Raw genomic sequence first — 20,899 nt, 5'->3', positions numbered from 1 at the left:
AGCGCATTGACTATTCGTCGGGGGTTGAGGTTCGGACGATTTTCACGTCTGCACCACGCCATCGCTTCGGAACGAGAACGTGTGCGCCGTTGCCGGTCGGCTTCACCTCTCCCTCGATGACTTCGTGGCCTTCTACTTCGTGTCTATCCATCATTTGTGTTTAAACATTATTTCAACTTAACTCTATCGGTGAGGTGGTTAGGCAGCGAGTACGAACGTGTTTGAGACATGATGACGGCGGTGTATCCCCTCCCTACTCGCTCCCGCTGGTCGCTCCTTGAGGAAGGGGGCTTACCGCCTGTATTCTGCTAAATTGTACCGTGCGAGCAGCCAGTCGACGGTCTGGGCTGTCTGGTCGTAGGCCTGCTTGCTATTACCCGTCAACTTCGTCGTCGACGTGGTCTCAGCAGCGTCGTAGTCCGCAACCGTCTGGTCGCCGAACCGAACTAGCAGCTTGTTTTCGTCCAGATCCGCGTACATCCCCCGGTAACACTCTTCGAGGGAGATACCGAGTTCGTCAGCGACAGCACTGTACACTTCGAGTTTCTGTGTGTCTTCCCCGAGTGTGGGTTGGCGAACGATCGGATAGCGTCCGTTCGCGCGCTCGAATAGGCGCTGGCGAATCTCTTGAGGGTCGACTGCAGCCTGTTGTTCAAACTCACATTCGTCTTTCAGTAGCTTCGCCAGTCCCTGGACAATTTTGTAGTCAGTATTGTCGACGGTTAGGTCGTCAATGGCAGCTTCAAGTTCGCCTTTCGGTTCGCCGAGGTGGGTCTCAAAGAGATCGATGAGTGTGGCCGCCGTCGACCGATACTGTTCATCGGAGATGTCGATGAACAGCGGGCGAACTTCTCCATCACGTGTGCGCGAGCGTGCGAGGTCAGCCGTCAGCACTACTACTCACCCCATCGCGGCGTCGCTGAGACACGTATGTCTCCATCGTGTCGATGGTGATAATCTCGTAGAGGCGGGCTGGCTGGCGGTCGTCAGTCGGTCGAAGAATGCGACCGAGCCGTTGGGCGTACTGTCGTTTCGAAGCACTCCCGGAGAGGATGATCCCAACGTTGGCCGCGGGCACGTCGATACCCTCGTCGAGCACTTGGGAGGTAGCGAGCATCGAGTACTCACCTGTTCGGAACCGTTCGAGAATCTCGGTGCGTTCGTCGGTGTCAGTCTGATGCGTGATACACGGGAGGACGAACTCCCGGGAGATGTCGTAGGCAAAATCGTTGTTCGCAGTGAAAACGATGACGCGGTCATCGTGGTGCCGTTTGAGGAGGTTATCGAGCGTGTCGAGTTTCTTTGTCGCCGTGCGAGCGATGCGTTCCGCACGTTGCTTGGCGATGAGGGCACGGCGTCCCTGAGGGTCGTAAGACGTGCGTTTGAGAAACTCCGCGTAGCCCTGTTCTTTCCAGAGGTCGAAATCATGAGTGTCGACATAGTCTCTGTAGAGCTGGTACTCGTCATCGTACGCAGACCGCTCCTCGCTGGTGAGTTCGACTGACATCTGAATGGTTTCGTACTCGCTCAGGAACTCCCCGGCGAGGTTGTCAACGACCTCCTCGTAAACGACCGGCCCCATACGATCTTCGAGTAGCTCTTCGCGGCCGTCCGCCCGTTCATAGGTTGCAGTGAGGCCAAGTCGGTACGGGGCAATCGTCATCTCCGGGATTTGTAGGTAGGTTTCGGCCGCCAGATGGTGGGTTTCGTCGGTGATGAGAAGGCCAAACCGGTCGCCATACTTGTCGATGTAGCGGTAGGCACTGTCGTAGGTGGTCACAGTCAAGGCGGCAATCTCGTGGCTCCCGCCACCGAGGACACCGATCTCTTCTGTAAGTTGCCCACCGAAGGCATTGGTTAGCGTGGCGTGCCACTGGTTCATCAAATCAATCGTCGGTGTAACGACGAGCGCACTGACGCCGGCGTCGGCGATGGCCTGCAACCCAAGGAATGTTTTCCCGCTGCCGGTTGGAAGGATGACGGTACCCTGGCGGTCATGGGTCCGCCACGCCTCAAGGGCGGCCCGCTGGTAATCACGCGGTTCGATCTGGAGTGCGGGTGTCAGAGCGAGGTCCGGATAGGCTCGGGCAGCGTCTACAACGTCGTGGCTGAATCCATCCTGAAGTGTTGCTTGGTCGTCGCTCTCAGCCCACTGGCCGGCCCATTCCAAGAGCGCCCGGTGTCGGTAAGCTTGTGCCCGGTACGCATCGACACGGTCGTCCCACTCCGCGCACGGAACGGTTTCAGGTGCGTTTTCCAGCAGGAGCGTCCCGTCGTCGAATTCGAGCCGCATTCGGTGCCTGAACGCATGCGTGTCGGACGATTCAATCTGTCGGGAGGCTGGCTGAGTGCCAGAGTGCTAACGCACGTCAGTGCGAGCACAGCGTCACGTTTTCGGTACGTAGCATAGTATACAGATACAAAACATGGACTACCCGACACGAGACGAAATACGATCGCTCTGTACCGAACAGTCGTTCGAACGGGGTGTCAACTATTACCAGCAAGATCGGGTACAGGAACTGGACATCGACGGCGGCGAGATCAGATCCACTGTTCGGGGATCCAACTACTACGATGTCGCTATCGATCTCGTGGACGATACGGTCCGCTCTCGTTGTAGTTGTCCGTACGACTACGCGGGCGACTGTAAACACGTCATCGCGGTCTTGCTCGCCGTAGACGACCGAGACACCAAGACGGTGAGCGATCCCGAACGGGACGAGACGGTCAATATCGATTCGGTGATCGAACAGACGGCACCCGAGGACCTCCGAGCGTTTCTGCGTGACATCGTTGCGGAGGATCGAGATATCCGCGATCGGTTCGTCGCGTTCGTCGGCGAAGACACGGCCAAAACCGTCTACGACTACAAGCAGGAGATCGATCGACTGTTTGACGACGCTGTCAGCCGGCGAGGGATGGTCGAACACGACACACACATCGACTTCTCGCAGTACACCGACCTCGCGGAGACACATCGAAAACGAGGCCACGTCCAGACGGCGACGGATATCTACCGAGCGGTTTCCGAGGCGATACGCGAAAACTTGGACCAGGTTGACGACAGCAGCGGATACTACGGCCGAGAGGTGGAACGTGCTATCGAGTCGTATACAGAGACAATCGCAGAACAGGACCTCGGCCACGAGCGAAAGCGGCCGTACATCCAGTATCTTTGTGAAGAGTTCGTCGGGGCAGACTACGGCTTCGCCAGCGACTACTACGACGACGCGCTCCGAACGCTCTGTACGACGGACGCAGACCTCGAATACTGGCTGGAGCAACTCGACGCACACATCTCCGGTGTCACACTCGACGCAGTACTATCGGGAGAGTCGTCCTCGAAAGCGGACGGCCGCCGAGATGAAACTGAAGACGGCGTCGATACAGCGGCCGAATCAGCGAGCAACGACAAGTCGACTATCCACTCCGAGCGGACGGACGACGTTCTCTACGTATCTGATTTCACTGACGGACCGCTCAGTACCGACGAGTTCACCGGTGGAGCAATAGACGTCGAACACTTGGCCGTCGGGACACTGAAACTCAAGTACTTCGTCGGTGACGTGTTCGAGAAGTTGCGCATCGATGAACCGACGACCGTCGAGAGACACACCGCTAGCGTCGAACCGACCGAATCAGGAACGAGAGACACGAACGTATCGTCGTCACTCCAGAAGCGGCGGATATTCTCGACCTACGTCTACATCCTCGAGGAACTCGGCCGCGAAGACGCCCTCTCGCAACTCTACGAAGAGATCTATCTTGAGAGCAAACGGTTTTGTAAAGAGCACGCCCGACAACTGGTTGACGAGGGCAACAAAGACCGTGCGATCGAAGTCGTTGAAGATGGTATTCATACGTTCCGATCGCCCCGTAACCTTCGTTGGCTCGCTGCCGACCTCTACGAGGACCGGAATGTGGACGAGTACCGTACCACGCTGAAACAGTTGTTTCTCGATCATACGGAGTGGGCCGCGTACGATGACCTGAAGTCAGTCTGTGACGATCAGGAGTGGCAGTCGATCTACGAGGAATTTGAACGGCATTTCGAACGGGACGATAGAAAGGACCTCGTCGCACTGTACGTCCACGACGACGATCTGAAAAAAGCGTTCGTCGAACTGAAAGAGAACGCAGATCTCTCGTCAGTTCGCCAGTACCGTGATCCGGTCGCAGCCACTGCGCCGGTCGAGTACTTCGAGCTCTACCGGGAGCTGCTCGTCCCGTTTGCCGCCAACGACACGGGGCGACGCCACTACCGAGACATCGCCGACCACCTAGAAGAGATACAAGGATTGGTCCCCGAAGCGCGGTTTGAGGGGTTCGTCGATTTCCTGAAAGACAAGCACTCGAACCGCCCGGCGTTCTTGGACGAACTGGAGAAGGCCGGGTTTTGAGCAACGCCGTGCTGTTCGCTGAGAGTTCACTTGTCAGCTACCCACCACTGAAGCGCTGTCTTTTACCCACAAGTTCACTGAGTCCCAAACAGACGTTTCAGACGCTGTCGAACCCAATCTATTCTCGGAAGATCGAGGTGAGGAGTGAATCGGGCGATGATATCGGCAGTGGGGGGTTGCTGAATGTGGTAAGCGATATAAGCAAAATCGTCTCATAGGTGTGTTAAATCTGTAGATATCGAGGCTTCGGTCGGATTTATTGACCGCAACAACAACTCGATCTGTGGGTGAGAGACAGAGCTAAAACACGAGGCTTGCTCCTCGATTCTCCGTCACGAACCGGGGAGCGACACCGTCGAGGCGTACGTCGATGCCGTCGAAGTCGCCGCAGACGGCTACATCTCGGCTCTCAATCTCGCCGAGGTTCACTCTATCGCATCCGTCTTTAGCTAAGAGAGAAACCGCGTGACAGCAGCGGCTTATCGAGGCTTCTTTTCGAGAGGAATGAGGAGGCGGCAAGTGTACACCAAGACGCCTCCTCATCGAGAATCATGCGTCGGCTCACTACACTGTTTCCCTCCGAGTTCCTCGAAGAGCATGCCGAGGAACTCGGCGTGGTTGAGCGTGAGGGGAAGCTTCAGGTTCCTGTTCTCGTGTGGGCGCTCGTGTTCGGCTTCGCCGCAGGCGAGAGCCGAACACTCGCCGGGTTCAGACGCTGCTACAACTCGACAGCTGATGAAACGATTTCTCCCGGTGGCTTCTATCACCGGTTGACACCAACGCTGGCGGAGTACCTCTGCGACCACGTCGAGCACGGCCTCGACGAGGTCGCTGTTCCTGACACCGTTGACGCTGATATCGACCGATTCAGGGACGTGATGATCGCCGATGGAACGGTATTGCGGTTACACGAGTTCCTTTCTGATGAGTTCCAAGCCCGTCACGAGGAGCAGGCTGGAGCGAAGCTCCACCTGCTCCACAACGCTACTGATGAGACGATTGAACGGATCGACGTAACGGACGAGAAAACGCACGACAGCACGCGGTTCAAGACGGGATCGTGGCTGCAAGAACGGCTCGTTCTGTTCGATCGAGCGTACTTCAAGTACCGCCGCTTCGCGTTGATCGATGAGAACGACGGCTACTTCGTGAGTCGGCTGAAAGAGAACGCGAATCCGCTGATAACGGAGGAATCGCGGGAATGGCGCGGCCGCGCCATTCCCTTGGAGGGCAAGCGGATCCACGATGTGGTCGATGATCTCTCGCGGAAGTACATCGACGTAGAGGTCGAAGCGGAGTTCAAGCGGGGCCAGTATGAGGGGACGCGGTCGCTGGATACGAAGCGATTCCGCGTCGTCGGGGTCCGCGACGAGGACGCCGACGACTACCACCTCTACATCACGAATCTGCCGAGAGAGGAGTTTTTCCCGGCGGATTTAGCAACGCTGTATCGGTGTCGGTGGGAGGTAGAAACGCTGTTTCGTGAACTGAAAACGCAGTACGAGTTGGACGAGTTCGACACAAGCGACCCAGATGTAGTGAAAATTCTGCTGTATGCGGCGTTGCTGTCACTGCTGGTGAGTCGTGAGCTGTTGGATCTGGTCACCGAGCAGGCCGACGACGAGATCGTGTTTCCACCGGAACGCTGGGCGGCGACCTTCCGGTCGCACGCCCAGCTCATCCTCCATGAACTCGGTGAGTATCTCGGTTACTCGCCACCGCCGTTGCTGGAGCGGCTGATCGAGGACGCCCAGAAGATTCACCAGCAACGACCGATCGTACAGGAGACGCTCGCTACCGCTACACAACCGAGGTGTGAGTCTTAGCTAAAGACGAATGGTTGTCGGCTTCATCCACGGGGTCAAGCCCCGTGGCATTCGCCTCGACAGCCTGTAAACACCCCAAACCAGCGGTGCGGGGCCGTGGAAATCTTTGCCGTTCAGGGCGGAGAGGGTGTCAATTTGGGGTGCTGTTGACGATGCTGTTCCAGTCCGTTCGCGGGATCAGATGGACTGCGGTGAACGGTCGGCTGTCCGGGGTGTCCAGTTGTGGCTCGGTGACTGCGGGACTGCGAGCTTGCTCGAGTCCGATGTTGGCAGGTCGATTCTCTTCGAGCGTCAGCTCGCCATCGAGAATCATGACCTTGGTGTACTCTTCGTACGACGAGCACTGCGGGACGAAGGCTGTCCGAAGGAGTGACGGTCGCTCTGCGGGCGGGCAGCGTCCGTCGTGTTCCGTTATCCACGCATCGTAGCGGGGCCCCTTCTCGATTGTACTGTTCCAGCGTTCGGATTGGGTGGCTCCCGTTTCGAGGATATCGTTCTCGAATTGGGTTTCAGGCTCGTTGCTATCGCGCACTTGGTGTCGGTCACCGAGGTCGGCCTCTTGATCGGACGCGGGTGGGAGCTCAACAGAGAGGATCGGTTCAACAGGCGCCGGTTGCTCGTCGGTTGTTGCGACCCACACGCATGACTCCGTACAGGTCCGCTCGTTGCCGTCCGGGGTGAACGGAGCTGGCTGGGTGTAGCACTCTGCGCCTGCTGTCGTCCGCATTACCACTGGGCACTCGAGTAGTGCCCGAAGTCTCTCGGCATGTTGTGCGGATGTGGTTACGATATGGACCGGTTCTGCGGCGGCGGTGAGTTGGCCGACGGTTTTGAGCACCACTCCCGGCTTGATAACGTTACTGGCGTTGGCGAGGACAGCAATCTGCGGTCCAGCGCGGGACACGTGGAAGCTAACTGGACCTCGTTGGTCGACTCGGTCGCTGTCGATCGTGTAGCCAGCCGCCCGATAGGCTGTTTCGACTCGGTTGGTCAGTATGTCGTGGTTCGCCATTGCTGACGATTCAGCGCACTCAGGGAGTCATAATAACGGATTCGAGGATCAAACGGGCGTAGAGCACGTTAAACGGGCGTTCAGAGAATCATACGACCGTACACTAACCACGTGGTTTTTTATATAATGAACAGACGTGCGCCGGCTGAGAGAAGAAATATATGATAATTTTGTTTGCGGCCTTTCTGACCAAAATGACTATAATGTGAGTCTGAGAAGCGCCTGGTAATGACCAATCAAGCAATACGTTCTGATATACTTCCCGAGGCGCTGGCTGTCGCGCTCCTTGATGCTGGGTTTGATCAAGTCAGAACGCACGCCCGATACAAGTATCTCGAAGCGTTTGTCGATCGTGACGCAACGGAGCAAGAGCAAGCCCTCACGCGAAGTGAAGTTCAAGAGTACCTCGAAGCGACCTATCCCGATCTGGAGTTCAATTCACGGACGACGGGTAATACTGCGTTACGGGACCTGGTCGAAGCCGGGTTTCTCAACTGCAACGACCAAATGCAGACTTATCGATACTACTTAGTTTGGAGCGGTGCGGACGGCTCGGAGGGTGCCCAGTGTGGTTCCACTGGGGAGACCGCGATGGCGGATAGGAGCGATAATGATGGGTCGGTTAGCGTTAGTGGCCAGGGGACTGCTCTCCGAGGCACTGGTACTGTGGCCTCCGGTGAAGGAGATCAGACTTCAGCTGCAGCGTCGACCGGCTCTGCGACTACTGATAGTGCTCCTACCGGCTGGGTACCATCTGTACGCAATTTGTCTCAATCTTGGGTAGGTGCGTGGGCCACTCTCTTCGTACTGTTTGCTGGCGGGAGCGGTGCGTTCGTCACTGTGTTGTTGGCTCGGCTTGCGGTCCCATCATCGGTTGTGACCGGCAGTGCGGCAATCGCGTGGGGGCTACTCTCGCTTGCGCTCGCTGCGGGGGTAGTGCTGGGTGTGGGCTCTCTGGAGCGTCTCAGCGTCGCTGGCCAGATCTACTAGCAGAGCATTTCTGACAGGGGGCCTGTATTTCGGACGTGGTTGTGATCACTCTTGGCTTCGATACGGGAGTGTCGTGACATCGAAGGCATCGTAATGGCGGTCGCACGTGAGTACATGATCAACATCTAGCTCGTCCATGTGTGCAGCGACGACGAAATCTGTGAATGACGCATCGAGATCCGTCCATTCAATGAAGGTCTCTTTGGCATCGATAACGACGCTCTCGGGGACTGCTTCAAATTGGTGAACCGCCTTGGGGTCAAGCCCCGAGGCTTCCCGTTTCAATGACGCGACTTGCAGGAACCGACGAAGAAGAGCCTCCATCGGTTTCCACAGCGGTCGCAGTCTCCACGGGCGTCGATTCGGCCTGTCCCAGACCTAACTCTTGAAGGCCGCGAGAAAGAACATTGTATGACGCATTCGCGTCTCTATCCGCCTCGAACCCGCAACTCGGACAACTGTGTTCCCGCACCCACAACGGTTTGTCCGTCTCGACACCACACTCGGCGCACTCCTTGGTCGTCCCCGCAGGGTTCACTTGGACGACGTGCGTGCCGTACAAGTCGCCCTTGTACTCCAGCATCTCAATGAATGCACGCCACGCGGCATCCTGCTTGTTCCGTGCATTTCCGTCGCTTTGGAGCATCCCCGCGACGTTCAAGTCTTCCACGAACACGGCGTCATACGTCGTGACGAGCCACGTCGTGAGCTTGTGCTGGAAGTCTTCAACCCTCCGCTTGATTCTTCGCTTGACTTTGGCGACCTTACGGCGTTGTTTCTCCCAGTTGTTGCTCCCGTGTTCTTTCCGGGAGAGATTGCGCTGCTCCCGATGTAGGCGTTCGTACTCGTCGGAGCGGTCAAGCCAGTCCACGCTGTTGCCGTCAGACGTGTAGATGTAGTTCTGGATGCCGAGGTCGAGGCCAACGCAGTCCTCAACATCCACGCCGTCTACGGCGGGTTTCTCGGGGAGCGTGGTGTCTTCGACTTCGAGGCCGAACGTGACGTACCACTCACCCGTCGTCTCTTTCTTCAGCGTCACCTCTTTGATGTCTGCGTTGTCGGGGATGGAACGGTGGTATCGAATGGGGATGTCACCGGTTTTGGAGAGCCAGATTGTGGCAGTCCGGCCACTCGTGTTTTTGAGCTCGAAGCCAGACTGCGAATACGTCATACTCTGGTACTCGCTTGGGGACTTCCAGTTGAGCCACCCGACCTTGTGCCCGTTCTGTTTCTTCTCGGAGAGGGTTGAGAGGTTGTCGTAGAGGCGTTCGACGGTCTTCTGCAAGGCCTTCGAGTGGACTTCAGAGAACACGGGCCATTTGTCTTTCCACTCGGTGAGGCGCTTCTGGTGTTGGTACGCCGAACCGATGTTGTCCTCGTCGGTGTCGAGGGTTTGGTATTCGTAGCGGGTGTGGTTGTATGCTTGGCGGTGGATGTCGATGTGACGTTCCACTTCCGCAGCCACGCCTGTTCGGTCAGGGTAGGCGCGGAAGCGGTAGTCGCACCACATCGCCGTACCTCGATTATCGCTGTGTTGCTAGTTAATGGCTTGTGTCACGGAGTGTCGGCTTCATCCACGGGGTCAAGCCCCGTGGCATTCGCCTCGACAGCGCGTAAATCTTCTATGACACCCTAAACTGCGCCGATCAAGATCTTGCGCCGCATCGCTGTCGAGACGCTCACTGCTGCTTACGAGACAGGATAGCAGAGGACAGGGGAGGAAGCAGGATGGGGGGCTGTCCTCAGCAGGGACCAACGGTCCCTACCACATGAAGGCAACTCGCGCGTCTAATACCTTTCGGTTTTCGCACATTACGGGCCCTTCACAATGGTCGATACGAGGGTGTCATAGAACTCTTCTCACGCCTCGTTGACTGACCTGTGAATCGCTCAGTACAGACTATACACTGACGGAACGTTTCGCTCAGATGCCGAGGCTATCTTTGATTGCCGAGTCGATTTTTGCCATATCTGATGACGGGACGGATCCGATGTTCTTCTTAACACGTCCGTCAATGTCGATAACCCGGATTTGACTTAGGTCTGCCACTGAATCGTGACTGAGGGCAGTATCCGAAGCCAGTACTTCCACCTCGAACGGGTACGTGTCTCCAGATGTGTACTGCGTTGTGAATGGAGCGATGATAGTTGTCGGTGAGTACTGATTCCCAACATCGTTCTGGATAACAACACAGGGCCGGCTCTTTCCGTGCTGCTCACTCCCTTTCGTGGGATTCAATTCAACGATAACAATGTCGCCACGGCGTACCTGCACAGTTGACTCCAGAATTCACTCGCTCCAGTCGGGTGCGTCACCGAGACGCTCAGTTGCTTCTGCGGATGCGTCTTCCATTTCTTCAGCCAACTCACGAGACCGCTCGGCTCTCTTTCGATATCCTTCAGCAAGCCGTTCCTCATCTCTCGGCGGTTTAATTATGATCTCGTCATTCACTTCGACGAATTCAACTTCGTCACCGCCTTCGATGCCACGACGGTCCCGAAGGTCCTTCGGAATCGTCACCTGCCCCCGATCTCCGACTTTCCGTTTGTGTTCGGTCATACCAGTTCATACTTTTTTCATACTAATATAGATATCGGTGGCATGGTCATTCAGTTCGCAAGCGCGTTCCATCAGCTGATTCGGCTGTAAATTCACGAAATAAATGTCGTGCTAACTCTTCTATGACACCCTAGAGACATAGTTTGTCAGCCCAGAGTTGAGTACACCTCGAAGACGCCAGAGAGCACTCCCACCCCACTAGTTCCGCTGTTAACGTGAGCGAACATGGAAGGGAGGTATGGATTTGACTCCCACCCCACCGCTTCCGCTGTTAGTGTCCTTCTGGTGGTGAAGTGCGTTCACCCACACACCCCATCGCTTCCGCTGTTAGGACGGAGTAGTAGGCCTAGCGGTGGCTCAATTGAGTGCGCCTCAAAAGGTGATACGTGGGAGGCATCTAGGTACGAACAGCGGAAGCAGTGGGGATGAATAGTATATAAATAAGTGGCTACAACGGAAACAACAGAAGTGGTGGTTTTATCTCATCATAGGGAGGCCAACCAGTATGGACGACTTCTCGTTCACGCCAAACGATGCTATCTTCGAGAATCGGGAGGCACTTCTCGAAGAGTGGACGCCGGACAGCCTCGTCGGCCGCGACAAGGAACTCACCCGCTACCACGCCGCCCTCCAGCCGGTGATCAACAACGAGACCCCCTCGAACGTGTTTCTCTACGGGAAAAGTGGCGTTGGCAAGACTGCGGCCACGCGCTATCTGCTCCGCACGCTTGAGCGGGACGCAACCGACGTGCCAGAACTGGAACTCACGACAATTGAGGTCAACTGCGATGGGCTGAACACGTCCTACCAAGTTGCTGTAAAGCTAGTCAACGAACTTCGTGAGCCAGGTCGACAGATCTCCAATACAGGATACCCGCAGGCGAGTGTGTACGAGTTCCTCTTTGACGAACTCGACGCCTATGGAGGGACAGTACTCATCGTCCTCGACGAAGTCGATCACATCGGCGACGATTCCCTCCTGTACAAGCTTTCGCGTGCGCGCTCGAACGGCGACATTAGCGAGGCGAAGCTCGGCGTCATTGGGATCTCGAACGACTTGGACTTCCGGACGCAACTCTCTTCGAAGGTCCAGTCGTCACTGTGTGAAAAGGAGGTGTCCTTCAGCGCATACGATGCCGACGAGCTCCGACTCGTCCTCGAACAGCGTGAACGGGTCGCTTTCCAAGATACCGTTCTCGAAGACGGGGTGATCGCGATGTGCGCTGCGTATGGAGCGAAAGACTCCGGTGACGCACGGAAGGCTTTGGATCTCCTCTTAGAGGCCGGCGATGTCGCCCGTGAGAGTGGGTCCGACATCGTGACCGAGTCGCACGTCCAGGAAGCTCGTGAGCGCGTTCAGACGGATCAGGTGGTTGAGGGGATACAGAACTACTCGCAGCATGGAAAGCTCGTATTGTACGCACTCACACGGCTTCACGAACGGGGTGACACGCCGGTTCGGACGCGCGAAGTCGTCGAGACGTACCGGTCCGTGGCTCGCTCGGAAGGAGTGAGTCCGGTCTCCGAGCGGTCAGTGCGTGACTATCTGGGCGAGTTGGCACAGTTGGGAATCACAGGCGTGACAGAGCACAACCGGGGGAAAGACGGGGGCAAGTACAACGAGCATCAACTCGAACAGTCCGTGTCGGCGGTTCGGAGTGGGTTGTCGACGCTGTTGGAGTCGGCCTGAGTGAGGATTCGCTTGTGGTACTGAGATGGTGGCGTCCACCCCGTACTAACAGCGGAACCGGTGGGGTGGGTGTGTCGAGTCGCGTCGCGATCGAAGGTTAGTGGGTGGATAGTTCACCGTTCTCCCCTCTCTTCCCACTCCGGACGGGGTGTCGGGGACGGGAGTTCGTCAACCGCCGTTCGGAGTTCGTCCTCTGTCGTCCACGGGAAGCACCGTTCGTGGAGTTCGAATTTGCGGAACTTGTTGAGATGGACCCAACTGTACGTTGCCAGCCCTTTGTCCTCATCTGCCCGGTTGTCGATCACATCCCACACCTCCTGTTCGTCGATGTCGAGGCCGCTCTCTTGGGCGCGATCAACGAGCGACTCGACGTTTGCTTGGACTTCATCCGCCGCCAAATCGTCTGTGAACGCTATCTCGAGGGCGGCTTGAACGACGTGCTGTTTCGAGTCAAGATTCTCGTCAGTCACCCACGCGTAATCACGTGGGAACACGTGCGACTTGTCGAAATACGGTGGGTCATCGATCTCGCCCAATTCAGGCGCCTCCCCACCACTCTCCTTCTCGAAGATACCGACGATGTAGTCGCTGTACGTCGCGAGCAACGAAAACATGATATCGAACGTATTGAGTCGGTCAGTCGGGAGTTCGAGGAGATCACCCATGATGAACGGATAGGCACCGAGCTGCTTCGTGAGTTCGTTCTGGACGGCGCGAAGCCGGCGGATATAGGGGTCGCGATAGCTCCCCAAAATGAAATACGATGTCCGCTGACTCCAGAGATACGGCAATTCACGCTGGGTGAACCGCCAGATTTCCCGTTTCTCTGCAGGCTCAAGTTCGATACCCCCGACGGCCTCGTGAACGACGGTCATAATTTCCCCAGCGTCCGGTGGCGGGCTTGGGTCGGTCATTAGCTGCCAACTCAAATTACATCACCTTGTCTCTTCTGAATTACATTGGTTTTTTCTGAATTAACCAACTTGGATGGCCCTAACTGTTATGTCGCGCTCCCTCGTACCAGCACATATGAGCGAAACCGACACTGGTGCGGCCGATACAGGGCCGTTCGCAGAACAGCAGCGGCTGTTCACGCTGTTGTCCCAGGATACGCGCCATCTCATCATCCAGGAGCTGCTGGGCCATCCCGCCCATCTGATGTCGCTCGCCGAACTCGAGTATATGACCGGAAAGAGTCAGGCGGCCATCAAAGACCAGTTGGAGACGTTGATCGACGCCGGGCTCCTCGCACGCTACACGTATGACCCAAGCGAGGGGACACGTGATCTCCCCTCTCAGTTCTACGGATTCACAGAGCAGGGGGTCGAGGTCCTCCACGACTACAAGTATCTCCGTGGGCTTCCGGTCGCACGTGCCCTCTACGAAAACACGCGCAAGACCGAGAAAATCGAGCGCCACGAATCGGCCCCTCGCCCGGAGCTTCCCGACGCTGTTGCGGACGCACTCGAGTTCAACGAGCCCGATCTCGACGCCATCGATGGTGGCACAAACCGATAGTTCGTCGTTAAACAGCACCGTTCTCGACGCTGCAGAGAAGATATGGCGACTTCGTACCTTGTTGACATCCTCCATCCCCTGAAGGGGTGGGATTCCTCTGGTGGGGATGTTGGCTATGCCGTCCCCACAGAGGCAAGTTTCCCTCGCCGGTACTCCGGTTTGTGCGCTCCTCGTTGGGACTTGCCCTCGCGGGAGAGCGTGATGACTCCGACCAGTTGTGGTCGTCCCACTTGAGGCGCACAGGCCGTGCCATCGACCCAACGTTTTCGCTAGCCTGTCGTTCGAGGAACGTCCGCGAGGCACCAAGGTCGGCGTGCCCCTCGTAGCCACACGAACACCGAAACACGTCGCCGTCCCGTTCTGACTCGTCTCGCTCGCCACACACCGGGCGCTCAGTCGTCGTGTACGCTTCCGACCGGACTTCGACCGTGATGCCGTACTCCTCAGCAGTTGTCGCAAGCCGGTCGATGAACAACCGGTACGCCCAGAACTGGTACATCTTCTCGTTCACATGCGCCGACCAATGTGCCGACAGCATGTCGGTGAAGTCGCCAACGTACACGTTGGCCACGCCCTCGCTCTAATCGGGAACTGTATTTCAGTCCCATAAACTTATGGTCTATAACATCATACGTTATAGTACAGTAGGATGTCGAAGCGTCACCCGATCGAGTTGAACCGCGCTGTCCCCGGTGGGCGCGTGGAGATATTCGCTGTCCGCGACGAGGAGTATCCGGACGGGTGGTTCTATCGGTTTCAGTACTATCACCCTGAGACCGGCGAACTGCTCCGGTATGACGACGCGCACGACGACGACGATCTCGGTTGGCATCACCGGCACGTTCGATTTGGCGACGGCACAGCGATCGAGTTTCACAGCCTTGCGGCTCATATGACTCGGTTTCTGAACGAATTGCGACGCTGGCAGACACGGAGACCACCAATGACTGAGCCCAACCACGACGGCTGGCCCGACAAGTACAGTGACCCTCGCGACCGGCCGCATCCCGATGTCCTTCGCATTACCGTCGAATCGTTCGACGATACGTTCGAGGACACGCTCACCGCTGTCAACGCGATCGCAGACGGCGACCCACAGCCCGCAGTGGTATCGTTCGCGACAGTTGGCGAGCTGCGGACGATCCTCACCAACCGGCGGATCGAGCTCCTTCAGACGCTGATGGATACCGAAGGTGCCGCTAAGAGCATCAGCGCGCTCGCCAAGGCACTCAATCGCGACTACAAGCCAGTCCACGACGATGTCACGCGTCTGGCGGACTACGGGATCGTATTCATCGTCGAGGACGACGAACGCTCGAAGCGGCCGTACCTCCCGTACGAGCGCATCCGTCTTGATGTCGAACTCACCGCGAACAACCCGGGTGAGGAGCCCGCGACGGCGTGAGGCACTCCTTTCGGACTCTCGTTTGGAACACAGAATATCATAGACGAGGTCGGCAAAATCCCTCTCTTTTTTCAAGGCGAGAACCCCGCCGTTTACGGCGGGCGTGAAGCCGACAACTCCTACACGTTCCACCGTCGGTTACAAGACGAATACCCCACGACTGCAAATCTTTATTAGAATTGGGTATATAGAAATCAGTACGGCCAAATGAAGTACAACCTCGAAACCGGGTCGCACACGGTCCACGCGCTCCAATATCACTTTGTGACCGTCACGAAGTACCGCGCAGACCTCCTCACCGACGAAATCGCAGAACGGGTCGGTGAGATTGCCAGCAACATCTCAGAAGACTTCGGCGTGGACATCCAGAACGTCAACGGCGGAAGCGACCACGTTCATATCCTCTTCACAGCGAAGCCAACGACCGACCTCACCAAGTTCATCAACTCGCTCAAGGGCGTCACGTCCCGCAAAATCCGTGACGAGAATCCCGAGGTTCGGCAGGCGCTCGACAAGGCGTTCTGGCAACCGGGGTACTTCCTCGCCACCACCGGCCAAGTGAGCATCGACGTACTCATGAAGTACGTGGAGGAGCAGTAGCGATGTCCACGACCGTCACGAAGACGTTGCAGGCGACGTTCGCGCCACCCACCGCGCACAAGCAGTCGAAACTCAACGACCTGCTCAAAACCTACCGTGACGGTCTGCAAGAAGCGTTCGACGCCGGAGCGAGTACCATGTCGGCGGTGAGCGACATCGTGACGCCCTACGACCTCCCGTATCAGGCCAAGGCCGCTCTCTGCAACTACGTTCCGAAACTTCGCAAGACGTACAACGCCAAGGAGTTGGACGACGGTCACCCAATACGGCTCACGAATCAAGCCGCGACGTTCGACCACTCTGAAGAACGCGACTACGCGTTCACGTGGTGGGTTCCGCGTCCCGGCCGGGGAACGAACTTCTGGATACCGCTCCGCATCAACCCTGAACAGGAAGATCTCTGGCACGACCTCGTATCGGAGGACGCGAAGGCGGGCGAAATACGGCTTCAACAGCACCGGAAGAACTGGGTACTGCACGTCACCGTCGAGTACCCGGTCGAAGAACCAGCGACAAACGGTGACGCCACGCACATCGGCTTAGACATCGGAGAAACCGCCCTCATCACGGGCTGTGCCCTCAAGGACGGTTCTCCGACTGACCCGTTCGTGTGTAGCGGAAGCAGAGCGAAGCATCTCCGCAAAGAGATGCACACGACTCTGAAACGACTCCAAGAGCGTGACGCATCTGAGTGGCGTATCGAAGACCGCTTCTCGCACTACCAGAACGCGCTCACCGAGATCGTGGAGAAAGCGTCTCGGCAAGCCGTCGAGTACGCAAAGCAGTACGAGAATCCCGTGTTGGTGATGGAGGACTTGACGTCCATCCGTGAGCGTCTCGACTACGGGAAGTACATGAACCGTCGGCTTCATTCGTGGGCGTTCGCCCGACTGCAAGGGCGCATCGAGGACAAGGCGACGGAAGCAGGCATCCCGGTCGAGTACGTGAATCCGGCGTACACCTCGCAGACGTGTCACTCGTGCCACCGTATCGGTCGGCGGGACTCCCAAGCCGAGTTTCGGTGTCCGAACGGCGACTGCCACGTTTCGACGTTTCAGGCCGACATCAACGCTTCCGCGAATATCGCACGACGGGTTGACCCGTGGGGAGAGAGCGTCCCGCTTGACAAGGCGGAGCGCGATGACTCGCCTCAGGATGGGAGCGGTTGTGACACCGCCACGACTCACCGTGAGAAGAGCGTACCAGCGCAGATGACGCTCACGGCCTACGAAGAGTCGGAACCCTCTGCCAGCGTTCACGAGACGGAGTCTCGTGAGCCAACCAGAACCGACGGTTCTGGTGACGACGACTAACTGGTATTCCCCATGCGTGGGAAGCCTCGCCGTTTACGGCGAGGAGGATGTCACGGCCCACGAGTGCGACGATTGCGGAGCGTCGTTTGAGACGCTCACCCGCCTCCGCCTCCACGACTGTGAGGATGTCCAGTCGGAGACATCCGTTGGCTCGGCTAATCTCGAACAGTCAGAATCCACAGATTCGTCGCCAGCCGACAAACAAAACGCGGCCGTCGCCGAACTCGATACCCTACTCGACCGCTTCTCGGGTGGTGACAGAGCCGGCCTTCACGACGCAGTCACCGAGTTCGAGTCAGCACTCTCGGCTGCGCTTGAGGAAGACGACGGCGGCGAGACATACCGAGACGTGTTCTGGTCGTACCACGAGCGCGTTAGTGACGCCCTTGACGAGGCGGCACGAGCAACCGGGTGGACTCTCCTCGAGGAGGTCATCAATGCGTACGACCCGACCGCCGACGACGAGCTGCCGCTCGTGACACCCACGATCGCGAATGCTGTCGGACGGAATCTGATCCGCACGCGGTTGACCGATGGCGTGTCGGCGATTCCAGTTGTGGCGCTCGAATATCTCGATGGCGTCGCAGTCGCTGCCGGCGATACAGCCGATACCACACAAGAGGAAGTCCACGCGTACGGGTGGGGGATCGGGCATCCCGACCACTCGGTGGCCGACCGTCTCCACTCCCGCGCCTCGGAGGATATCTTCTCCGTCAACCCGACGCTCGAGCACGCGTTCTACGCCGACCAGTACGCGGCGGTCGATCTGCTCGAATCGTTGGTGAGAGACGAATCGATCGACGGGACGTTCTCGCGTCCCGCCCGTGACGATATGCCGTATCGTCGCTATCTGCTCGACAGTGTTTACGGGCTACAGACGGACGACAACTGGCCGGGGATGCCGCGGTACTACGACTGGCACGAGGAGTTCGACGACACGTTCGAGTTAGACGACACGGTCGAACAGCGCATCCGTGACCTCGTCGAAGAGGCCGGCTTCGACGCCACCCTGCCAAATGACTGGACGTTCCGGGATCTCGGTATCTGAGCGAACCACCCTCACAGAGGATATCAATTTGGTGGAAGAGCGTCATCATATTCGTCGTCAAGGATTTCAGAACAATCAACGGGGATACTGGTCCACGCGTTCTTCACAACCTCGTACCCAGTCCACCCTTCCATTTGAATCATCCCCACGGTTGCCTCGCAGAATTCAGGCTTGTCAATGAGGTCGTTGTCAAGCAGGATGTAGAGGAGATACGGTGGTCCCACAACATCAATGTCGTACCCGTTGTTATCGATGAGACGCCGAATTGACCGTCTCGCAGCAGAATCAAGAATTGATACGATTTGATACGCCGAACCGTGTTCAGAAAGTTCCTGCTTGAGTGATTGCTCGCCTGCATCTGGTCCATGCGGGCGGGGAACGACAGTTACGCACGACCACGGCGAGGAATCCACGTCTAGATGTTCAAGAACACGTTGGCTCCCTCGTTTCAAGTACTGCTCACGGCTGCCATCAGGCGGGTGTTTGTTCGAGTTGACGTGCTTTTGGAGTTCGTGCTTACAAACGTTTGTCGTTGTAAGATGGATCGCGTCTTTCAGTTGTCCCCACTGAGCGGTGTTCGCAACCGCGATCAAGGAGCTCGTATCAGCCAGTATCGGATAGCGAGCCTCACTCGCCATCGCTGCCCGCCAAGAACTCAGATGAATCTCGTTCCATAGCTGTCTCGAACGAGTCTTTCTCCTCTTTCATCCTATCGAGTTTCTCACCGAGAAGAACACGGGCTACATCCTCACCAATCTCACCACGGCTGTATCGTTCGTACACCGCAATCTCGTCCTGTTCATCCAATGACTGCCGAAGCATTTCGACCAAGCCAACTCGGGCGAGTTCGCTCACGTTGACGCCGCCGATGTGAACCTCATCGAGCAGCTCCGCAGCCTCTTTTTCGGCTCCGGCACGGAACTGAATCGTCTTGTCATAGCTTGATCCGCTCATACACTGAAATTCGGCGTGGAGATCCATATATGTTATGACGCGTACTTACTTGTCATTACAAGTAGTCAAGAACGTAGCACTACCAGACAGGTCACTTCTCTCAAGGGGTACGATATGAGTTAGGAATCGTACAGAACTACATTGCTGACACTACCTGCTATGGATGCGGTACGCAGGACGAAATCATGCCGGTGTATCACTCCATATACACAGAGTAGTATATAAATTATAAATACTTGTACGTAGTAAAACAACGCATGAGTACTGAGAACTCGGATGTCGTCGGCCATGACCCGCCGAGTGGTGACGGCGCATCGATTGCCCTCACCCTTCCCGTGAGCGCAGACAATCTGTTTAAGCATGGCGCGAGCCGGTACGTCCTCAATTTCCTCGCAGACTCGCCCGACATCAACGTCTCAATCCGCGCACTCTCGAGTATCACCCCCTTCAGCGAACGCGCAACGCGACAGGCTGTCGACGCACTCGCCGACGCCGGTCTTCTCGAGGTCGAACCCAACGGAAACGCCCACCGCGTACGGATTAATCGGACACGGCTCCACGTGCCGACAGGCCCGATCGAGAGCATTCCCCAGATCCCGTATCGTACCCCTGTCCGCGTTGCGTGCCAGTATCTCAAGAGCGAATTCGAGGAGGTTCTTGGGATCATCCTCTTCGGCAGCGTCGCCCGTGGAGACGCCGATCGACGATCCGACATCGATCTCTGGATACTGGTTGACGACGATCTCTTTGCGGCGCGAGGAGCTGCTAACGAGCTTGCCCGGACGTTAGAGGGGTTACAGATACCACCGACGATCTCTCTCGCTGAGGCCGAGTCTGTTGATTTCGAGACGCATTGGGAGACAATCCGCGAGCGGCTTGAAGCGGAGGACACCAACTGGGCCTCGGCCGAGCGTCACTCATTCGAACTCATTGTCGAGACGCCTGCCTCGATTCTGGGCCAGTCCAACCGCGTTGCTCCTGAGAAATTGTTCGGTGAGGGGATCACCCTCCGCTCGACGAAGACCTTGGAGCGCGTGAAACGTGAGGTGATCACGAATGAGTAACCTGGATCGAATCGCCGAGCGGCTGGCGGCCGCCGAAAATGCCTTCGCACACGCCGATGGACGGCCGAAGTTCGAGCCCGAAGTGAATGCCTCTCGAGACGCCGAGCCAGGTGAAGTAGCGATCCAGAAAGCATGTCGACTCCTCGAGGTGGTCGAGGGGATCGACGATCTCGGAGCGTACTACGGCGCAATCTTGGAACACTCCTTCATCGTGATCGAGCAGACACTCCAAGGGTATCTGTTCGCACGCACGGGCGTCGACGAACGTGAGCTCCGGAACCACACTGCCCCCTACGAGCTGGCCAAAGGGCGGGTTCCGCTCGAAGACCGAACGCTTGATCGACTTGCGGCAGTCTACGATGACCGAAGAATGAGCCACTACTACGGGACACGCTCTTCGGTAGACTGGCGGAACTAGCGGAATACATTGACAGCGATACAGTCCACGAGACTGTGGATCGGTGCCCCAGTAAGGTTCAGTGACCGGAGGAAGCCGTAGGTCCGAGCGGCCTGTTC

At 57.3% G+C, this 20,899-nt stretch carries 20 protein-coding genes and 4 pseudogenes; 11 read left to right on the top strand and 13 right to left on the bottom strand.

Annotation, left to right across the window (positions count from 1 at the left end; genetic code table 11):
- Window positions 1-10: 10 nt before the first annotated feature.
- From EXE47_RS17100 to EXE47_RS17090, 3 genes and pseudogenes are all read right to left on the bottom strand, one after another.
- Window positions 11-151 (bottom strand): DUF2080 family transposase-associated protein, encoded by a 141-nt coding sequence (locus EXE47_RS17100; protein ID WP_129452366.1) that lies wholly within the window; start codon window positions 149-151, stop codon window positions 11-13.
- A gap of 155 nt (window positions 152-306) precedes the next feature.
- Window positions 307-894, bottom strand: a pseudogene (locus EXE47_RS17095) (DUF790 family protein); the annotation flags it as partial.
- Window positions 881-2,293, bottom strand: coding sequence for a DEAD/DEAH box helicase (locus EXE47_RS17090; protein WP_137708541.1), 1,413 nt, complete (start codon window positions 2,291-2,293; stop codon window positions 881-883). The pseudogene EXE47_RS17095 and the gene EXE47_RS17090, both read right to left, overlap by 14 nt.
- A 133-nt stretch (window positions 2,294-2,426) precedes the next feature.
- Between EXE47_RS17090 and EXE47_RS17085 the strand changes: the two genes are divergently transcribed.
- Window positions 2,427-4,403: an SWIM zinc finger domain-containing protein gene (locus tag EXE47_RS17085; protein WP_137708540.1), complete on the top strand. Its 1,977-nt coding sequence runs from the start codon at window positions 2,427-2,429 to the stop codon at window positions 4,401-4,403.
- A 551-nt stretch (window positions 4,404-4,954) separates the two neighbouring features.
- Window positions 4,955-6,229: an IS4 family transposase gene (locus EXE47_RS17075; RefSeq protein ID WP_137708539.1), complete on the top strand. Its 1,275-nt coding sequence runs from the start codon at window positions 4,955-4,957 to the stop codon at window positions 6,227-6,229.
- A gap of 130 nt (window positions 6,230-6,359) precedes the next feature.
- Here EXE47_RS17075 and EXE47_RS17070 read toward each other — a convergent pair whose 3' ends face one another.
- The 5 genes from EXE47_RS17070 to EXE47_RS17050 all read right to left on the bottom strand — a co-directional run bounded on the left by EXE47_RS17070 (window position 6,360) and on the right by EXE47_RS17050 (window position 10,791).
- Window positions 6,360-7,241: a hypothetical protein gene (locus tag EXE47_RS17070; RefSeq protein ID WP_094520036.1), complete on the bottom strand. Its 882-nt coding sequence runs from the start codon at window positions 7,239-7,241 to the stop codon at window positions 6,360-6,362.
- A 1,035-nt stretch (window positions 7,242-8,276) separates the two neighbouring features.
- A complete protein-coding gene (locus tag EXE47_RS17065; RefSeq protein WP_158293626.1) occupies window positions 8,277-8,516 on the bottom strand; it encodes a type II toxin-antitoxin system VapC family toxin in 240 nt (79 codons plus the stop codon).
- Complete coding sequence (locus EXE47_RS17060) at window positions 8,491-9,741, bottom strand: RNA-guided endonuclease TnpB family protein (protein WP_137708538.1); 1,251 nt, start codon at window positions 9,739-9,741, stop codon at window positions 8,491-8,493. Before EXE47_RS17060 ends, EXE47_RS17065 begins: the two co-directional genes overlap by 26 nt.
- A gap of 414 nt (window positions 9,742-10,155) precedes the next feature.
- On the bottom strand, window positions 10,156-10,506 hold the full coding sequence (locus EXE47_RS17055; protein ID WP_080508743.1) for a type II toxin-antitoxin system PemK/MazF family toxin: 351 nt from the start codon (window positions 10,504-10,506) through the stop codon (window positions 10,156-10,158).
- Between the two features lie 15 nt (window positions 10,507-10,521).
- Window positions 10,522-10,791: an AbrB/MazE/SpoVT family DNA-binding domain-containing protein gene (locus EXE47_RS17050; protein WP_137703520.1), complete on the bottom strand. Its 270-nt coding sequence runs from the start codon at window positions 10,789-10,791 to the stop codon at window positions 10,522-10,524.
- Window positions 10,792-11,296: 505 nt separating this feature from the next.
- On the opposite strand from EXE47_RS17050, the gene EXE47_RS17045 reads away from it, so the two are divergent.
- A complete protein-coding gene (locus EXE47_RS17045; RefSeq protein ID WP_094520032.1) occupies window positions 11,297-12,481 on the top strand; it encodes an orc1/cdc6 family replication initiation protein in 1,185 nt (394 codons plus the stop codon).
- A gap of 113 nt (window positions 12,482-12,594) precedes the next feature.
- Here EXE47_RS17045 and EXE47_RS17040 read toward each other — a convergent pair whose 3' ends face one another.
- Window positions 12,595-13,395, bottom strand: a complete 801-nt coding sequence (locus EXE47_RS17040) for a hypothetical protein (protein ID WP_094520031.1) — start codon at window positions 13,393-13,395, stop codon at window positions 12,595-12,597.
- A 115-nt stretch (window positions 13,396-13,510) separates the two neighbouring features.
- Here EXE47_RS17040 and EXE47_RS17035 point away from each other — a divergent pair, with 115 nt between their 5' ends.
- Complete coding sequence (locus tag EXE47_RS17035; protein ID WP_137703521.1) at window positions 13,511-13,999, top strand: ArsR family transcriptional regulator; 489 nt, start codon at window positions 13,511-13,513, stop codon at window positions 13,997-13,999.
- 113 nt (window positions 14,000-14,112) lie between these two features.
- Here EXE47_RS17035 and EXE47_RS17030 read toward each other — a convergent pair.
- Window positions 14,113-14,576 (bottom strand): annotated as a pseudogene (locus tag EXE47_RS17030) (zinc ribbon domain-containing protein); the annotation flags it as partial.
- Window positions 14,577-14,648: 72 nt separating this feature from the next.
- Between EXE47_RS17030 and EXE47_RS19095 the strand changes: the two are divergent.
- From EXE47_RS19095 to EXE47_RS17005, 5 genes and pseudogenes are all read left to right on the top strand, one after another.
- A pseudogene (locus EXE47_RS19095) lies at window positions 14,649-14,855 on the top strand (DUF6516 family protein); the annotation flags it as partial.
- An 87-nt stretch (window positions 14,856-14,942) separates the two neighbouring features.
- Entirely contained in the window at window positions 14,943-15,404 is a 462-nt protein-coding gene (locus EXE47_RS17020; protein WP_099289168.1) for a hypothetical protein, read from the top strand.
- A gap of 207 nt (window positions 15,405-15,611) precedes the next feature.
- Window positions 15,612-16,004, top strand: coding sequence for an IS200/IS605 family transposase (gene tnpA, locus EXE47_RS17015; protein ID WP_094580132.1), 393 nt, complete (start codon window positions 15,612-15,614; stop codon window positions 16,002-16,004).
- A 2-nt stretch (window positions 16,005-16,006) separates the two neighbouring features.
- Complete coding sequence (locus tag EXE47_RS17010; protein WP_129452474.1) at window positions 16,007-17,317, top strand: RNA-guided endonuclease TnpB family protein; 1,311 nt, start codon at window positions 16,007-16,009, stop codon at window positions 17,315-17,317.
- A gap of 16 nt (window positions 17,318-17,333) precedes the next feature.
- On the top strand, window positions 17,334-18,365 hold the full coding sequence (locus tag EXE47_RS17005; protein ID WP_137708542.1) for a hypothetical protein: 1,032 nt from the start codon (window positions 17,334-17,336) through the stop codon (window positions 18,363-18,365).
- Window positions 18,366-18,388: 23 nt separating this feature from the next.
- Here the strand turns inward: EXE47_RS17005 and EXE47_RS17000 are convergent, their stop codons facing one another.
- On the bottom strand, window positions 18,389-19,003 hold the full coding sequence (locus EXE47_RS17000; RefSeq protein WP_137708537.1) for a hypothetical protein: 615 nt from the start codon (window positions 19,001-19,003) through the stop codon (window positions 18,389-18,391).
- The gene (locus EXE47_RS16995) at window positions 18,993-19,319 is read right to left on the bottom strand and encodes a hypothetical protein (protein ID WP_049933419.1); all 327 of its coding nucleotides are present in this window, start codon (window positions 19,317-19,319) and stop codon (window positions 18,993-18,995) included. Before EXE47_RS16995 ends, EXE47_RS17000 begins: the two co-directional genes overlap by 11 nt.
- Window positions 19,320-19,576: 257 nt before the next feature.
- Here EXE47_RS16995 and EXE47_RS16990 point away from each other — a divergent pair, with 257 nt between their 5' ends.
- Window positions 19,577-20,383: a nucleotidyltransferase domain-containing protein gene (locus EXE47_RS16990; protein WP_089309313.1), complete on the top strand. Its 807-nt coding sequence runs from the start codon at window positions 19,577-19,579 to the stop codon at window positions 20,381-20,383.
- Complete coding sequence (locus tag EXE47_RS16985; protein ID WP_137708536.1) at window positions 20,376-20,801, top strand: hypothetical protein; 426 nt, start codon at window positions 20,376-20,378, stop codon at window positions 20,799-20,801. Before EXE47_RS16990 ends, EXE47_RS16985 begins: the two co-directional genes overlap by 8 nt.
- Here EXE47_RS16985 and EXE47_RS16980 read toward each other — a convergent pair.
- Window positions 20,798-20,899, bottom strand: a pseudogene (locus EXE47_RS16980) (IS1595 family transposase); the annotation flags it as partial. The gene EXE47_RS16985 and the pseudogene EXE47_RS16980 sit on opposite strands and share 4 nt — an antisense overlap.

Origin of the sequence: Halorubrum sp. GN12_10-3_MGM (assembly GCF_005435235.1) — an archaeon.
Taxonomy (GTDB): Archaea; Halobacteriota; Halobacteria; order Halobacteriales; family Haloferacaceae; genus Halorubrum; species Halorubrum ezzemoulense.
The sequence above is the reverse complement of the archived record's forward strand: the minus strand, read 5'-3'. Positions and strand labels throughout refer to the sequence as shown.

Coding starts and splice junctions, on each gene's coding strand:
- EXE47_RS17100 (WP_129452366.1), bottom strand. CDS start 151: ATGGATAGACACGAAGTAGAAGGCCACGAAGTCATCGAGGGAGAGGTG.
- EXE47_RS17090 (WP_137708541.1), bottom strand. CDS start 2,293: ATGCGGCTCGAATTCGACGACGGGACGCTCCTGCTGGAAAACGCACCT.
- EXE47_RS17085 (WP_137708540.1), top strand. CDS start 2,427: ATGGACTACCCGACACGAGACGAAATACGATCGCTCTGTACCGAACAG.
- EXE47_RS17075 (WP_137708539.1), top strand. CDS start 4,955: ATGCGTCGGCTCACTACACTGTTTCCCTCCGAGTTCCTCGAAGAGCAT.
- EXE47_RS17070 (WP_094520036.1), bottom strand. CDS start 7,241: ATGGCGAACCACGACATACTGACCAACCGAGTCGAAACAGCCTATCGG.
- EXE47_RS17060 (WP_137708538.1), bottom strand. CDS start 9,741: ATGTGGTGCGACTACCGCTTCCGCGCCTACCCTGACCGAACAGGCGTG.
- EXE47_RS17050 (WP_137703520.1), bottom strand. CDS start 10,791: ATGACCGAACACAAACGGAAAGTCGGAGATCGGGGGCAGGTGACGATT.
- EXE47_RS17045 (WP_094520032.1), top strand. CDS start 11,297: ATGGACGACTTCTCGTTCACGCCAAACGATGCTATCTTCGAGAATCGG.
- EXE47_RS17040 (WP_094520031.1), bottom strand. CDS start 13,395: ATGACCGACCCAAGCCCGCCACCGGACGCTGGGGAAATTATGACCGTC.
- EXE47_RS17035 (WP_137703521.1), top strand. CDS start 13,511: ATGAGCGAAACCGACACTGGTGCGGCCGATACAGGGCCGTTCGCAGAA.
- EXE47_RS17020 (WP_099289168.1), top strand. CDS start 14,943: ATGACTGAGCCCAACCACGACGGCTGGCCCGACAAGTACAGTGACCCT.
- tnpA (WP_094580132.1), top strand. CDS start 15,612: ATGAAGTACAACCTCGAAACCGGGTCGCACACGGTCCACGCGCTCCAA.
- EXE47_RS17010 (WP_129452474.1), top strand. CDS start 16,007: ATGTCCACGACCGTCACGAAGACGTTGCAGGCGACGTTCGCGCCACCC.
- EXE47_RS17000 (WP_137708537.1), bottom strand. CDS start 19,003: ATGGCGAGTGAGGCTCGCTATCCGATACTGGCTGATACGAGCTCCTTG.
- EXE47_RS16995 (WP_049933419.1), bottom strand. CDS start 19,319: ATGAGCGGATCAAGCTATGACAAGACGATTCAGTTCCGTGCCGGAGCC.
- EXE47_RS16990 (WP_089309313.1), top strand. CDS start 19,577: ATGAGTACTGAGAACTCGGATGTCGTCGGCCATGACCCGCCGAGTGGT.
- EXE47_RS16985 (WP_137708536.1), top strand. CDS start 20,376: ATGAGTAACCTGGATCGAATCGCCGAGCGGCTGGCGGCCGCCGAAAAT.